Origin of the sequence: Streptomyces sp. NPDC059897 (assembly GCF_042730865.1) — a bacterium.
Lineage (GTDB): Bacteria > Actinomycetota > Actinomycetes > Streptomycetales > Streptomycetaceae > Streptomyces.
Map to the genome: position 1 here is coordinate 75799 of NZ_JBHWKQ010000012.1, position 14635 is coordinate 90433.

A 14635-nucleotide genomic window follows, 5' to 3' on the forward strand; every position below is an offset into this window, starting at 1 on the left:
GAAAGTGCGTTCAGGGCCACCCCGTACCCTGGGCCACCCGTAGATCTCCGGAGGACTCAGGTGGGCAGCAGAGGCAAGCGTCGCGATGAACCGCGCCGCAACACGAACGCCCTGGTGATCGGTGGCGTCGCCGCCGTCGCCGTCATCGGGGCAGGCGTCGGCGCGTACGCGCTGATCGGGAGCGGCGAACAGGCGGGCAGCACCTCGGCGTCCGCCGCGGACGACAAGCCCGAGATCCCGAAGGGCCCGCCGACCGCCAAGGAGGTGCGGGCCGTCGCCGACGGTTTCCTCACCGCCTGGCAGCAGGGCGAGACCGCGAAGGCCGCCGCGTACACGAACGACGCGGCGAGCGCGAAGAAGGCGCTCGCCGGCCTCACCGAGGACGCCCACCTCTCCGGCCTGAAGCTCGCCCCCGGCACCCGCGAGGGCGCCGAGGTCCCCTTCCACGTCACGTCCACGGTCGAGTACAAGAAGGGCGGCGGCTCGGGCGCCGAGCTGAGCAAGCCCTTCGCGTACGACTCCTCGCTGACCGCCGAGCGCCGCAAGAGCGACGGCAAGGTCCTCGTCGACTGGCAGCCCTCCGTCGTGCACCCGGACCTCAAGGAGGGCGACCACCTGGAGACCGGCGAGGCCGGCGATCCGCCGGTCAAGGCGGTGGACCGGGACGGGACCGAGCTGGACGCGAAGAAGTACCCCTCGATCGGCACCATCGTCGACGGGCTGCGCGAGAAGTACGGGAAGAAGGCGGGCGGCACCGCAGGCGTCGAGCTGCGCGTCGTGCGGGGCAAGCCCGAGAAGAAGTCCGAGGACAAGAACGCGCTGCCCGACAAGACGCTGCTCACGCTCTCCAAGGGCACGCCGGGCACCGTGAAGACGACGCTGGACCCGGCGCTCCAGGCCACCGCCGAGGAGCAGGTGAAGTCCAGCAAGAAGGCCTCGGTCGTGGCCGTGAAGCCGTCGACCGGCGAGATCCTGGCCGTGGCGAACTCCAGCACCACGTTCAACACCGCGTTCCAGGGCTCGCTCGCGCCCGGCTCCACGATGAAGGTCATCACGGCGTCGATGCTCCTCGACAAGAACCTCGCGGACGTCGACAAGAAGCACCCGTGCCCGAAGTACTTCACGTACGGGCACTGGAAGTTCCAGAACGACGACAAGTTCCAGATCAAGGACGGCACGTTCAAGTCCAGCTTCGCCGCGTCCTGCAACACGGCCTTCATCAGCCAGGCGCCGAAGCTCGACGACGACTCGCTGACCAAGCAGGCCCAGCAGGTGTTCGGCCTCGGCATGAACAACTGGTCGATCGGGGTGCCGAGCTTCGACGGCGCGGTGCCGGTGCAGTCGGACGCGCAGATGGGCGCCTCGCTGATCGGGCAGGGCGGCGTGCGGATGAACCCGCTGAACATGGCCTCGGTGTCGGCGACCGTGAAGGCGGGCGCCTTCCACCAGCCGTACCTGGTCTCGCCCGACTTCGACGACCGGACGCTGGCGAAGGCCTCGCGGCCGATCTCCGCCTCGACGGCCTCGAAGCTGCGGGAGCTGATGCACTACACGGCGGTCGCGGGCACGGCCGTGAAGCCGATGTCCGGGCTCGGCTCCGACATGGGCGCGAAGACCGGTTCGGCGGAGGTCGACGGGCAGAAGGACCCGAACGGCTGGTTCACGGCGTACCGGGGCGACCTCGCGGCGGCGGCCGTGGTGCAGCAGGGCGGGCACGGCGGCGACTCGGCGGGCCCGGTCGTCCGCAAGATGCTGCTCGCGGGCGGCTGACCGGGCGGCCGTTCGCGTGGCGGACGGCACCCCGAAACGGGGTCGCGTGCCCCGTACACGTAGGGCTAGCGTGCGGCGCATGACGACAGCGGAAAGCAGCAACAGCAGCACGGCGGCACACCCCCGGTTCGCCGAGGCCGTCACGGCGATGGGCCTGGCCGACCTCCTGCCGCGGGCGCGGCGCTTCCCCGAGGCGACCCGCACCGCGCAGGAGGCGGCCGACGCGATCGGCTGCGAACTGAGCCAGATCTGCAAGTCGTTGATCTTCGCGGCAATGGGGTCTCCCCTGCTCGAGCCGGTTCGAGAGCTTGGGGAAGGTGTGCCGGTGCTGGTCCTGATGGACGGCGCCTCGCGCGTCGACCTGGATCTCGTACGCGAGGAGCTGGGCGCGCAGAAGGTGACGCGCGCGAAGGCGGATGTCGTCCGGGAGTTCACGGGCTACGCGATCGGCGGCGTGCCGCCCTTCGGCCACGCGAACAAGACCCGCGTCCTCGCCGACCGGTCCCTGCTCGCGCACGACACGGTGTGGGCGGCGGCGGGCAGCCCGTACGCCGTCTTCCCCATGGGACCCAAGGAGTTGATCTCGCACGCGGGCGCCGCGCTCGTGGACGTGCGCGCATGACTCCCGTGGTCGCCGCGGCGGTGCTGCTCGCCGCGGTGACCCACGCCTCGTGGAATGCCCTGGCCCACCACATCACGGACAAGCTGGTCGGCTTCACGTTGATTTCGGGCGGCGGGACGCTGATCGGGCTGGTGCTGGCGGTGTTCGCGCCGATCCCGGCGGCGGGGGCGTGGCCGTACCTGATCGCGTCGGCGCTGATACACGTCGCCTACTACGCGCTGCTGATGACGTCGTTCAAACTGGGCGACTTCGGGCAGGCCTATCCGATCGCGCGGGGCACGGCGCCGCTCGTGGTGACGGTGCTTGCGGCGGTCTTCGCGGGCGAGGTGCCGGGCGGCTGGCAGGCGGCGGGGGTCGCGGTGTCCTGCGCGGGGCTGACCGGGCTCGCGCTGTGGGGGCTGCGGGGGTCGGGGCGGCGGCCGGACTGGCGGGCACTCGGCGCGGCGCTCGCGACGGGGGTGTCGATCGCGTCGTACACGGTGGTGGACGGCCTTGGCGTACGCGCCTCGGGGTCGTCCCTCGGGTACATCGCGTGGCTGATGATCCTGGAGGGGATCGCGGTGCCGGTGTACGCGGCGTACCGCTGGCGCGGCGAACTGGTGGGGCGGTTGCGGCCGTTCGCGTTGCGGGGGCTGCTGGGGGCGGCGCTGTCCGTCGCCGCGTACGGGCTTGTCCTGTGGGCGCAGAGGCGGGCGGACCTGGCCCCGATCTCCGCGCTCCGGGAGACGTCGATCATCGTGGGGGCGGCGATCGGGGCGGTCTTCTTCAAGGAGCGGTTCGGGGCGCCGAGGCTTTTTGCGGCGGGTGTGGTGGTGGCGGGTATCGGGTTGATGCTGCACGCCGGTTGACGGTCGTCCGTGGTGCTGGGGGCGCTGCCCCCAGACCCCCGCTGCTCAATCGCCGCAGGGGCTTGTGTGACGTAGGGCGATGAACCCGCTGCTGACCGCGGTCGTCCCACCGTCGACCGGGAACGTCACCCCCGTCACCCACGCCGCGTCCCGCGACGCGAGGAACGCCACCGCCGCCGCGATGTCGGACGGCTCTCCGACCCGTCCCAGCGGGTACAACTTCCGCATCTCGTCGAGCTGTTCGTCACGGCCCTCCCACGCCGTGGTGCGGACGGTGCCGGGGGCCACCAGGTTGACGCGGACACCGCGCGGGCCCGCGTGGCCAGCCAACGTACGGGTCAGCGACCCGAGACCCGCCTTCGCGGCACTGTACGAGTGGTTGCCGAAGTCCTGGATCCCGTTGACGGAGCCGATGTTGACGATGGCGCCGCGCCCCGAGGCGACGAGGTGCGGCAGCGCGGCGCGGGCGCACCGGTAGGCCCCGGTGAGCGTGACGTCGAGGTCGCGGGCCCACACCTCGTCGTCCTCGTCCTCGAAGAGCGGGGTGTCGGGGTGGCAGGCGTAGGCGTTGTTGACGAGGACGTCGAGCCGGCCGAAGACCTCGACGGCGTACGCGACCGCCGCCTCCACCGACGACCGGTCGGCCACGTCGCACACGAACTCCCTTGCCGTGCCGCCCCGTTCACGGATCGAGGCGACGACCTTCCCGGCCGCCGCCCCGTCGATGTCGGTGACGAGGACGCTCGCGCCCTCCTCGGCCAGCCGGTGCGCGGTGGCGGCGCCGATGCCACGGCCCGCGGCGGTGATCAGGACCCCGTACCCCTCGAATCGATTCATGCCCGGACGCTACCCATGGCCCACTGGTCCAAGGCGCGGAATGGGTTCGACCGGCCCCCGTGGCAGGGCCTTTCGGCCCCTCTCGGGGCCGTGCGTCCCGCCACCACACTGGCCGCTCGACGGGCGTACCGGGGGAGATCGCGATGGGGGAACTGGATGCTCGCGCGCTGAGGACGCTGCGCGAGGACTGCGCGTGGGACGACGCCGAGCGGATGATCGCCGAGCGTCTGGAGGCGGCACCGCGGGACGTGCCCGCCCATGTCCAACTGGCCCGGCTGCGCATGGCGCAGCACCGGAACGAGGACGCGCTGACGGCCGTCATGGAAGCCGTCAGGATCGGCCCGGACGACGACGAGGCCTGGGCCTGGCACGTCGCCGTCCTCGACCGCCTCACCCACTGGGCCGAGGCGGCGGAGACCGGCGAGGACGCCCTGAGCAGGGGGAGCGCGGGCGACCTCACGCGGATCGCCCTCGCCCGGCTGCACAGCGGGCGGCGCAGGATGGACGCCGCCCTCGCACGGCTGGCGGCGATCGGTCCCGGAACTCCGCTGGAGGCCCGCGCGTGCGTCTGGCGGCTGCGGACGCTCGTACGGTACCGGCGGCTCGACGAGGCCGAGGCCGAGGCGCGTGCCGCGCTCCTCGCCCACCCCGACGACCCGCGGACCGTGGCCGCCGCGGGCTGGGCACTGGCCTGGTGCGGGCCCGCCACCTGCGCCGAAGGGCTCGCGGCGATCGAGCGGGCGTTGCGCGTCGCACCGGCCGACGCCCGCGTCCTCGCGGCCCGGTGCGAGGCCCTGTTCACCCACGCCCGGTGGGACGCGATGCGCCGGGCCGCCGAGGAGGCCGTCGAGCGCCGCCCGCGCGTGCCGGGGCTCTACGTCCACCTCGTCCGGGCCTGCCGCGGCGCCCGGCGCCTGGACCGGGCCCGCGAGGCCCTCGACCGGGCGCGCGCCCTCGACCCGGGCGACGAGGACGTACTGGCCGAACACCTGCGGGTCCGCACGGCCGACAGCGCCTGGGCCGAGGCCGCCGATGCCGCGCGCCGAGCGGTCGAGCGGTATCCGCGCAGCGCACGGATGCGGTGCGAACTGGGCTATCTGCGCTGGGCGGAGGAGGAGAAGACCGCCGCACTCGACGCCTTCGAGCGGGCGCTGGACATCGATCCGCAGTACGTCCCGGCCATGGAGTGGCGGGTCCACGTGCTCAGGGGCCTGAACCGGCACGAGGTGGCCGAGGCCGCGCTCGCCGAGTACCTGGGCCGCGCCCCCGAGGCGGCCGGCCTGCACGTGAGCCGCGCCAAGCTGCTCCTGCACCGCGGGGCCCGCGAGGAGGCACTCGCCACCGTGACCGAGGCGCTGCGCTGGGACCGGCGCAGCTCCTTCGCGCTGGCGAGCCGGATCTGGCTGCTGCGCGGCCTGTTCCGTTGGGAGGAGGCCGAAGAGGCCGCCCGCGCGTATGTGGCGGCGTACCCGGACAAGGCCGACCCGCTGCTGCGGCTGGGTTCCGTGCTCGACCTGCGGGGCCGCGAGGAGGCGGCGCTCGCGGCCTACGACGCGGCCGTCGACACGGAGCCCGGCCTCCTCGAGGCGAGCAGCTGCCGGGTCACCCAACTGCGCAGCCTCGGGCGCACGGAGGCGGCGCACGAGGCGGCCGCCGAACTCGTCGGCAGGTGGCCCGACGACCCGGACGCGCATCTGGCGATGTCGCTGCTGCTCACGGACGAGGGCCGCGTCGACCAGGCCGACCGGGCCCTGGACACCGCCCTGCGCCTCCAGCCGCAGCACACGGGGGCCCTGGTGGGGCGGGTCCGTCTGTTGTGCAACGCCCGCCGCTGGGAGGAGGCGGGCGCCGCCGCGGCGCAGGCCGAGACCCGGCAGCCGCGCTCGCTCCCGGTCCTGTTCGCCCGCAGCCATCTGCTGCTCGCCCAGGGGCGGACCGGGGAGGCGCTCGGCGTCATCGAGCGGGCCGACGCCATCGACCCGCACGACTCGGGCGCGGCACGGCGCCGGCTGCACCTGCTGTGCGAGGAGCGCCGGTTCAGGGAGGCCGGCGAATTCGCCGGGCGGATGCTGCGGCTGCGCCCCTGGGACCTCGAACTGAAGCTCCGGTGGTCCGCCGTGCTGCAGGCCCAGCAGCGGCACGCGGCGGCACTGGAGGCGGTCCAGGAGGTGCTGTCGGTGCAGCCCGACTTCGTCCAGGCGAGGTGTCTGCGCGTCACCCTGCTGTGCAGGACGGGCCGGTACGAGGAGGCGGAGGCCGCCGCACGGGAGGGCCTGGACGCCTACTCCGGCAGGACGGAGCTGCGGGCTCGGCTGCAACTGGCCGATGTCCTGGACCGGTTGCACCGCTACCGCGAGGCCCTCGTCGAGTGGGAGCGCATCCGCGCGCAGCACCCGTGGTCCGTGCGCGCCGTTTGCGGGATGTCCACCACCCTGCGGGCGCTGCGCTGCTTCGACGAGGCCCGCCGCATGGTCACCGAGGCCATCGACCGGTTCCCGCACAACGACGACCTGCGCACGGAACTGGCGCTGATCTGCCACGGCATGGGCCTGCTCCGCGAGGCCGAGCAGGAATTCGAGGCGCTCGCCGACCGGGCGCCGAACCCGCGCCTGGAGGCCGCGGCCCGCCGCGGCCTCGGCTGGGTGGCGGTCGCGGACGACCGCTGCGTCGATGCGGTGGCCCAGTTCGAGCGGGCGGGGCGGCTGCGCCCGCACGACCGGCAGCACACGGCGGGGCAGGCGTGGGCGCGGCTGTGCGAGGGCACCGACGCGGCCCTCGACGACGCGGCGGCGCTGGCCCACGAGGTGCTCCGCGAACGCGGCCTCGCGGAGGGCCTCGCCCACACCTGCCTCGGCTTCGTCGCCCACCGCCGCGGCCAACCGGAGGCGGCGGAGCGGCACTTCACCCGGGCCACGGACCTGGAACCGTACGACGGCTGCCATGGAGACCTCGGTGCCCTGTACGTGCAGCAGGGCCGCTACGAGGAAGCGGAGCCGCGCCTGCGCCGGGCCGTCGAGCTGAACGCGAACGACGCCGCGGCCCACATCGAACTGGGCAATCTGTACCTGCACCGGGCCGACGGCCACGCCTGCGCCCCGATGGAGGGGACCGGCGACGCGGAACGGGCGGAGCGCGCCTTCGACCGGGCCCTGCACATCGACCCGCACAGCGGCCGGGCCGCGATCGGGCTCGCCCTCGCGCTGACCCACGCGCAGGGGCAGGGAAACCTCGTGGCGGCCGAGTCGGTGCTGCGGCAGGCACTTGAGCGCTCGCTCGCGGGCGATGTGCGGGTCCAGGTGCATCTGGCGCTGGCCCGGCTGCTGATCCAGGCGGGCGACGCCGTCCAGCGCATCGAACCGTACGAGCAGGCGCTCCAAGAGGCGCTGCGCGCGGGCACGTTGGCGGTGGGGAAGAGCGAGTGCGCCTATCTCGCGGGAATCGCCGAGCAGCGCCGCGGCGCCCAGAGCGGCGACCTGCGGGTGCGGCTGCTCAGCCGGCGGCGGGCTCTCGCGCACTTCCGGCGCTGCCTGCGCCTGGAGAAGGGGCACACCGACGCGGCGCAGGCGATGCGGCTCCTGGAGGAGGAGAACCTCATCACCCGCTCAAGCCGGATCAGCACGGGGGCGCTGGCCGCCGTCTGCGCCGTCGCGCTCGTCACGATGTGGGTGGACTTCCTGTGGAAGCACCACGTCACGGCCGTCATGGTGACGACGCTGACGCCGCTGCTCGCCGGCCTGATGGCGATCGCGTTCCTGCTGCCCGTGCTGAGCCGGCTGAAGCTGCCCGGCGGCATGGAGGCGGACCTGTCGGCCAGTCTGCAACAGGTCTCCTCCGGGCCGGCCGGCGAGATGTCGCTCAGCACGTCCTGGATGTCGTTCACCGCGGGCCCGGTCGGCTGGCTCCCCCGCCTGGACGGCTGGCTGCCGCACCGGATCGGCCAGGACACGGACTGATCAGGCGCCGTCGCCGAGTGCCGCGCGCACCGCCTTCACCAGCGCCTGCGCGCGCGGGTCGGCGGTGACGCCCTTTTGCATGCCGTTCGTCACGTACCCGAACGCGATCCCCGACTCCGGGTCGGCGAAGCCGAGGGCGCCGCCGCGGCCCGGGTGGCCGAAGGAGCCCGGGGAGAGGAGCGGGGAGGCGATGCCATGGAGCATGTGGCCGAGGCCGAAGCGGGAGGGGGCTATCAGAGTGCGGTCCGGGCCCGACGAGGCCTCCGCACGGGCGAGTTGGGCCGTCTCCGGCGTGAACAGGCGCACCCCGCCCTCCACTTCGCCGATCAGCGACGCGTAGAAGCGGGCCAGGCCGTCCGCCGTGCCGATGCCGTTCGAGCCGGGGAGCTGGGCGGCGCGGTACGCCGGGTCGTTCTCGTCCGCCGCCGGGGCGATCGTGCCGAAGGCGCGGCTGGTGAGCGAGTCCGGGTTCGCGTACGCCTCGACGATGGCGCGCTTGGGGCGGGAGCGAAGGCCTCCGGCGGTGGCCGGGGGCTCGACGGGGCCGACCCGGCCGACGCGGTGGGCCTGCGCGTCCGGGAGGCCGATCCACACGTCGGCGCCGACGGGAGCGGCTATCTGCTCGGCGACGTACTCGCCGATGGTGCGGCCCGTGACGCGGCGGACCAGCTCGGCTGTCAGCCAGCTGTACGTCTGCGCGTGGTAGCCGTGGTCGGTGCCGGGCGCCCAGAAGGGTTCCTGCGCGGCGACGGCCGCCGCGGCGAGGTCCTGGTCCGCCGCCTCGGCGGGGGTGAGCGGGCGGTCGAGGGCGGGGACGCCTGCGCGGTGGGCGAGGACGTGCCGGACCAGCGCGTCCTCCTTGCCGTGCGCCTTGAACTCGGGCCAGTACGAGCCGACGGGCGCGTCCAGGTCGAGCTCGCCGCGCTGGTTCAGCAGGAGCAGTGCCGCCGCCGCGATCCCCTTGGTGCCGGAGCGGAGGAGCTGGGCGGTGTCCGGCTGCCAGGGCGCGTCCCCGTCGACATCCCGGGTGCCCGCGTACAGGTCGATGATCCGGTGGCCGTCCCGGTAGACGACGAGCGCGGCGCCGCGCTCACCGCGGGCCGTGAAGTTCTCGCCGAAGGCGGTGCGTACGCCTTCGAATCCGGGGGCCGTCGTGCCGTTCACTGCTGTGTCCACGCAGGGTGCAACAGGGGGCGACGCGCCCGCATTCCGGATGATCGATCAAACCGTCTTGCCCGCCACCGACCTCGGATCGAACCCGAACGGCAGCTCCAGGCGGTGCGCCGCCATCAGGTCCGCGTCCACCAGCAGGTCGCCCGTCGGCCCGTCCGCCACGATCTCCCCGCCGCTGAGGATCACCGCGCGGGGGCACAGCTCCATGGCGTACGGGAGGTCGTGCGTGACCATAAGGACGGTGACGTCCAACGAGCGGAGGATGTCGGCGAGTTCGCGGCGGGATGCCGGGTCGAGGTTGGAGGACGGCTCGTCCAGGACGAGGATCTCCGGCTCCATGGCGAGGACGGTCGCGACCGCCACGCGGCGGCGCTGGCCGAAGGAGAGGTGGTGCGGGGGCCGGTCCGCGAACTCCTCCATGCCGACGAGGGCGAGCGCCTTGCGGACCTGTGCCTCCAGCTCCGGGCCCTTCATGCCCGCCGCCGCGGGGCCGAACGCGACGTCCTCGCGGACCGTCGGCATGAACAGCTGGTCGTCCGGGTCCTGGAAGACGATGCCGACCTTGCGGCGGATCTCCGCCATGTTCTTCGCGGAGACGGGCAGCCCGGCGACCGTGACCGTGCCCGCGCCGCCGGTCAGGATGCCGTTGAGGTGCAGGACGAGGGTGGTCTTGCCGGCGCCGTTCGGGCCGAGCAGCGCGACCCGCTCGCCCTTGCCGATCGTGAGGTCCACGCCGAAGAGGGCCTGGTGGCCGTCGGGGTAGGCGAAGGCGAGCCCGCGTACGTCCAGAGAAGAAGTCACGGCAACAACCATCCCATCAGGCACACCACGAGCGCCGCCCCCGGCAGGGTCAGCGCGTACGACCACTGCGTCCGGGTGGCCGCCAGGTCGTCGATCACCGGCATCGTCCCCGCGTAGCCGCGGCTGACCATGGCGAGGTGCACCCGCTCCCCGCGTTCGTAGGAGCGGATGAACAGGGCGCCCGCCGATTTCGCGAGGACGCCCCAGTGGCGTACGCCCTTCGCCTCGAAGCCGCGGGACTCGCGGGCGATCTTCATGCGGCGCATCTCGTCGGTGATGACGTCGCCGTAGCGGATCATGAACGAGGCGATCTGGACGAGGAGCGGGGGCAGCTTCAGGCGTTGCAGGCCGAGGATCAGTTCGCGCAGTTCGGTGGTCGAGGCGAGCAGGACGGCGGCGGCGACGCCGAGCGTGCCCTTGGCGAGCACGTTCCACGCGCCCCAAAGGCCGCTCTCGCTCAGCGACATCCCGAGCACCTGCACCCGCTCGCCCTCCGCCACGAACGGCATGAGGACCGCGAAGGACACGAACGGGACCTCGATGAGCAGCCGCTTCAGCAGGAAGCCCGCCGGGACCCGCGCCGCGTACGCGACGGCCGCGAGCAGCACCGCGTACAGGCCGAACGCCCACATCGCCTCGCGCGGGGTGGAGACGACGACGAGGACGAAGCAGAAGACGGCGGCCAGCTTGGTGTGCGGCGGCAGCCCGTGCACGGGCGAGGTTCCGGCGCGGTAGAGCTGGTGGGCGTGGCCCGCGCCCATGTCAGGACACCTTCTCCTGCGCCGCCGGCGCCTCGGTCGAGGCCGCGTCGCTCGTGCGCCGCCTGCGCAGCGCCCAGAAGACGCCCGTCCCGGCGACGACGGTGACGCCGACGCCGATGACCCCGGCGAGGCCCCCGGAGAGGCGGCCGTTGGAGATGTCCTTCACGCCGTAGTCGGCGAGCGGGGAGTCGGAGGAGGCGTGCTCCTCGGTCTTCTTGTCGATGCCCTTGTCGTGGGCGACCTTCTCCAGGCCGTCGGGGTCGGCCGAGGCGTAGAAGGAGACGAAGCCGGCGAGGACGACGGAGGCGGCGAGGCCGATGAGCCAGACCTTGCGACTGGAGCGGGCGGCGGCCGGAGCGGGTTCGGCGGCGGGGGCGTCGACCAGCTCCCCGTTGACCCGCAGCTTCAGCGGCTGGTGCAGGCCCCGGGCCCCGTACACGAGGTCGGGGCGCACGGCCACGACGGCGCCGACGGTGAGCGCGGTGATCACGGCCTCGCCGATGCCGATGAGGACGTGCACGCCGACCATCGCGGTGGCGACCTTGCCGATGGAGACGTCGGTCGTCCCCCCGATGGCGTAGATCAGGGTGAAGACGACGGCGGCGGCCGGGACGGAGAGCAGCGCCGCGACGAAGGACGCCGAAGTGATCGAGCGGCGGGTGCGCGGCAGCAGCTTCACGAGGCCGCGGAAGACCAGGTAGGCGACGACCGTCGTGGTGATCGCCATGTCGGTGATGTTCACGCCGAGCGCGGTCAGGCCGCCGTCGGCGAAGAGCACGCCCTGCATGAGGAGGACCACGGAGACGCAGAGGACCCCTGTGTAGGGGCCCACGAGTATCGCGGCCAGCGCGCCGCCCAGGAGGTGTCCGCTGGTGCCCGCCGCGACGGGGAAGTTGAGCATCTGCACGGCGAAGATGAACGCCGCGACGAGGCCGGCGAGCGGAGCGGCCCGCTCGGAGCCCAGCTCACGGCGGGCGCCGCGCAGGCTGACGGCGACGGCACCCGCGGCGACGACGCCCGCGGCGGCCGACACGGGGGCATTGATGAATCCGTCAGGGACATGCATCGTTCGATGATAGAGGCTTGTTGCGAACGCCTTGCAAGAGCCTGTCGGCACCAATTGGCCCCGAACTCCCCCGATCTCCCCCGGTCATCCCTGGTCTGTACACCTCTACATATGCGACATTTAAGGACATGACGGTTGTCGAGCAGTACGTAGAGCAGTACGCCCGGGCCCGAGTCGTCACCGACTCCCCCGAGGCGCACCGGGCGGTCCCCGTCGTACTGCGCCACGAGGGCGGCACGGTCCGTGTCGCGCTGCCCGGGTCCGGCGAGTGGGGGTCCTTCCCCCGCGACCTGCTCGAACGCGGGGTGCGCACCCCGGTCTCCGCCGGCACCGTCCGGATCTGGCCGTGCGGGCGGGTGCAGACGGTCATCGAGTTCCACGCCCCGCACAAGCCGAGCGGGGTGACGGTCGTGCAGTTCGACACGAAAGCGCTGATCCGCTTCCTGCGCCGTACCCACACGGCCGTCACCCCGGCCCGCGCCCCTCAGGGCGTCACGCGCTGACGAGCTCCCGGTCCTCGTCCTCGGGACGCCGGCCGTCCGAAGCCGTCCGCAGGCCCTCGCCCTCGACGTCCACGTTCGGCAGCACCTTCGCCAGCCACTTCGGCAGCCACCAGGCCTTCTTGCCGAGCAGCGCGAGCACGGCGGGCACGAGGGTCATGCGGACGATGAACGCGTCGAAGAAGACGGCGATGGCGAGGCCGAAGCCGATCATCTTCACCATCTGCTCCGAGCTCCCGATGAAGCCCGCGAACACCGCGATCATGATGACCGCCGCTGCCGAGACCACCCGCGCCCCGTGCCTGAACCCGGTGACGACGGCCTGCGCGGGCCGCTCCCCGTGCACGTACGCCTCCCGCATCCGGGTCACGAGGAACACCTCGTAGTCCATCGCGAGGCCGAAGACCACGCCCACCATGAAGATCGGCATCATCGACATGACCGGTCCGGTCTGCTCGACGCCGAACAGCGAGCCGAGCCAGCCCCACTGGAAGACGGCGACGACCGCGCCGAGCGCCGCGAGGACGGAGAGCAGGAAGCCGAGGGCCGCCTTCAGCGGGACCAGGATCGAGCGGAAGACCACCATCAGGAGCAGGAACGCGAGGCCGACGACGAGCGCCAGGTAGGGGATCAGCGCGTCGTTGAGCTTCTGCGAGACGTCGATGTTCATGGCCGTCGAGCCGGTGACGCTCAGCTCGGCGCCGGTGTCCGCCTTGATGTCCTTGCCGGCGTCACGGATGTCGTGCACGACGTTCTCGGTGTCGACCGAGGACGGCTTGTACTTGGAGACGACGCTGATGACGGCGGTGTCGCCCGCCTTGTTGAACGTCGGCGGGGTGACGGCCGCGACGCCGTCCGTGCCCTTGATCTCGCGGACGACCTCGGAGACCGCGGCCTTCGGGTCGGCCGCGCCCTTGGCGTCGACGACCGTCATGAGCGGCCCGTTGAAGCCGGGCCCGAAGCCCTCGGACAGCAGGTCGTACGCCTTGCGCTGCGTGGTGCTGGTCGGCTGCGAGCCGTCGTCGGGCAGGCCCAGTTCGAGCGAGGCCACGGGTACGGCCATGGCGCCGAGGCCGACGATGCCCGCGATCAGGACGGCGACCGGGCGCCGCAGCACGAAGCGGGCCCAGCGGGTGCCCATGTTGGCCTTGGGCTCCTTCTGCTCCCCGAGGTCCTTGCGGGCCTTGCGGCCGTGCACCCGCTTGCCGACGTAACCGAGCAGCGCCGGGATCAGGGTGAGCGCGATGAGCACCGCGATGGCGACGGTGCCGGCGGCCGCGACGCCCATCTTGGTCAGCATCGGGATGTTGACGACGGCGAGACCGACCAGGGCGATGACGACGGTCAGGCCCGCGAAGACGACGGCCGAACCGGCGGTCCCGACGGCCCGCCCTGCCGCCTCCTCGCGCTCCCGGCCCTCGGCCAGCTCGGCCCGGTACCGGGACACGATGAACAGCGCGTAGTCGATGCCGACCGCGAGACCGATCATCATCGCGAGCGTGGAGGTGGTGCTGCCCAGGTCGAGCACGTTGGCGAGCGCCGTGATGGCGGAGACGCCGATGCCGACGCCGATCAGCGCGGTCAGCAGCGGCAGCCCGGCCGCGATCAGCGAGCCGAACGTGATCACCAGGACGACGGCCGCGACCGCGATGCCGATGATCTCCGTGGCGCCGGTCTCCGGCATCGCCTGGAGCGCGTCGCCGCCGACCTCGACGGTCAGCCCTGTCTTCTGCGCCTCGTCGATGACCTCCTGGAGCGCGTCCCGGTCGGCGTCGGTCAGCTCCATCGAGGAGACCTTGTACGAGGCCGAGGCGTAGGCGATCGTGCCGTCCCGGCTGATCGTCTTGGCCACGAACGGGTCCGCGACGGAGGCGACGTGCTTCGAGCTGGACTTGATGGAGGCGACGGTGTCCTGGATGTCGGCCTTGTTGGCCGGATCGGTGAGCTTCTCGCCCTTCGGTGCCTCGAAGACGACGCGGGCGGTGGCCCCGTCGGCGGCGGAGCCGGGGAAGCGCTGGTCGAGCAGGTCGAAGGCCTTCTGGGCCTCGGTCCCCGGTATGGAGAAGGAGCTGGAGGCCGCGGTCGGCGCGGAGGCGGCGCCCACGCCCGCGAGCGTGAGCAGGGCCACCCAGATCAGCGCGACGAAGTGCCGTCGGCGGAACGCGAGTTTGCCGAGTTTGTAGAGGAATGTGGCCACGGAGGCGTACTCCCGGTCGGTGTCGTGGGTCCAACAGGACAGCAGGGCAGGGATGATCGGCCCGACGACATGAGCGGGTGCGCGTCAGGTGGAACAGATGAAGCAGG

The 14635-nt window shown here is 72.6% G+C and carries 11 protein-coding genes; 5 read left to right on the top strand and 6 right to left on the bottom strand.

Annotation, left to right across the window (positions count from 1 at the left end):
* The first annotated feature begins 60 nt into the window (after positions 1–60).
* From ACFV9W_RS15965 to ACFV9W_RS15975, 3 genes are all read left to right on the top strand, one after another.
* Positions 61–1770 (top strand): penicillin-binding transpeptidase domain-containing protein, encoded by a 1710-nt coding sequence (locus ACFV9W_RS15965; protein ID WP_385760597.1) that lies wholly within the window; start codon positions 61–63, stop codon positions 1768–1770.
* Between the two features lie 79 nt (positions 1771–1849).
* Entirely contained in the window at positions 1850–2392 is a 543-nt protein-coding gene (locus tag ACFV9W_RS15970; protein ID WP_385760600.1) for a YbaK/EbsC family protein, read from the top strand.
* Entirely contained in the window at positions 2389–3240 is an 852-nt protein-coding gene (locus tag ACFV9W_RS15975; protein ID WP_385760603.1) for an EamA family transporter, read from the top strand. The genes ACFV9W_RS15970 and ACFV9W_RS15975 overlap by 4 nt, the downstream gene beginning before the upstream one ends.
* Positions 3241–3285: 45 nt before the next feature.
* On the opposite strand, the gene ACFV9W_RS15980 is transcribed toward ACFV9W_RS15975, so the two are convergent.
* Positions 3286–4077, bottom strand: a complete 792-nt coding sequence (locus ACFV9W_RS15980) for an SDR family NAD(P)-dependent oxidoreductase (RefSeq protein ID WP_385760606.1) — start codon at positions 4075–4077, stop codon at positions 3286–3288.
* A 143-nt stretch (positions 4078–4220) separates the two neighbouring features.
* Here ACFV9W_RS15980 and ACFV9W_RS15985 point away from each other — a divergent pair, with 143 nt between their 5' ends.
* Entirely contained in the window at positions 4221–8030 is a 3810-nt protein-coding gene (locus ACFV9W_RS15985; RefSeq protein ID WP_385760609.1) for a tetratricopeptide repeat protein, read from the top strand.
* Here the strand turns inward: ACFV9W_RS15985 and ACFV9W_RS15990 are convergent, their stop codons facing one another.
* From ACFV9W_RS15990 to ACFV9W_RS16005, 4 genes are read right to left on the bottom strand one after another with little or no spacing between them, the layout of a single operon-like run.
* Entirely contained in the window at positions 8031–9194 is a 1164-nt protein-coding gene (locus ACFV9W_RS15990; RefSeq protein WP_385760612.1) for a serine hydrolase domain-containing protein, read from the bottom strand.
* 57 nt (positions 9195–9251) lie between these two features.
* Positions 9252–10016: an energy-coupling factor ABC transporter ATP-binding protein gene (locus tag ACFV9W_RS15995; RefSeq protein WP_385760616.1), complete on the bottom strand. Its 765-nt coding sequence runs from the start codon at positions 10014–10016 to the stop codon at positions 9252–9254.
* On the bottom strand, positions 10001–10765 hold the full coding sequence (gene cbiQ / locus ACFV9W_RS16000) for a cobalt ECF transporter T component CbiQ (protein ID WP_385760619.1): 765 nt from the start codon (positions 10763–10765) through the stop codon (positions 10001–10003). The genes ACFV9W_RS15995 and cbiQ overlap by 16 nt, the downstream gene beginning before the upstream one ends.
* Before the next feature lies 1 nt (position 10766).
* Positions 10767–11831: an energy-coupling factor ABC transporter permease gene (locus tag ACFV9W_RS16005; RefSeq protein WP_385760622.1), complete on the bottom strand. Its 1065-nt coding sequence runs from the start codon at positions 11829–11831 to the stop codon at positions 10767–10769.
* A gap of 128 nt (positions 11832–11959) precedes the next feature.
* Between ACFV9W_RS16005 and ACFV9W_RS16010 the strand changes: the two genes are divergently transcribed.
* The gene (locus ACFV9W_RS16010) at positions 11960–12334 is read left to right on the top strand and encodes an SsgA family sporulation/cell division regulator (protein WP_385760625.1); all 375 of its coding nucleotides are present in this window, start codon (positions 11960–11962) and stop codon (positions 12332–12334) included.
* On the opposite strand, the gene ACFV9W_RS16015 is transcribed toward ACFV9W_RS16010, so the two are convergent.
* On the bottom strand, positions 12324–14528 hold the full coding sequence (locus ACFV9W_RS16015; protein WP_385760628.1) for an MMPL family transporter: 2205 nt from the start codon (positions 14526–14528) through the stop codon (positions 12324–12326). The two genes, ACFV9W_RS16010 and ACFV9W_RS16015, sit on opposite strands and share 11 nt — an antisense overlap.
* Positions 14529–14635 lie beyond the last annotated feature (107 nt).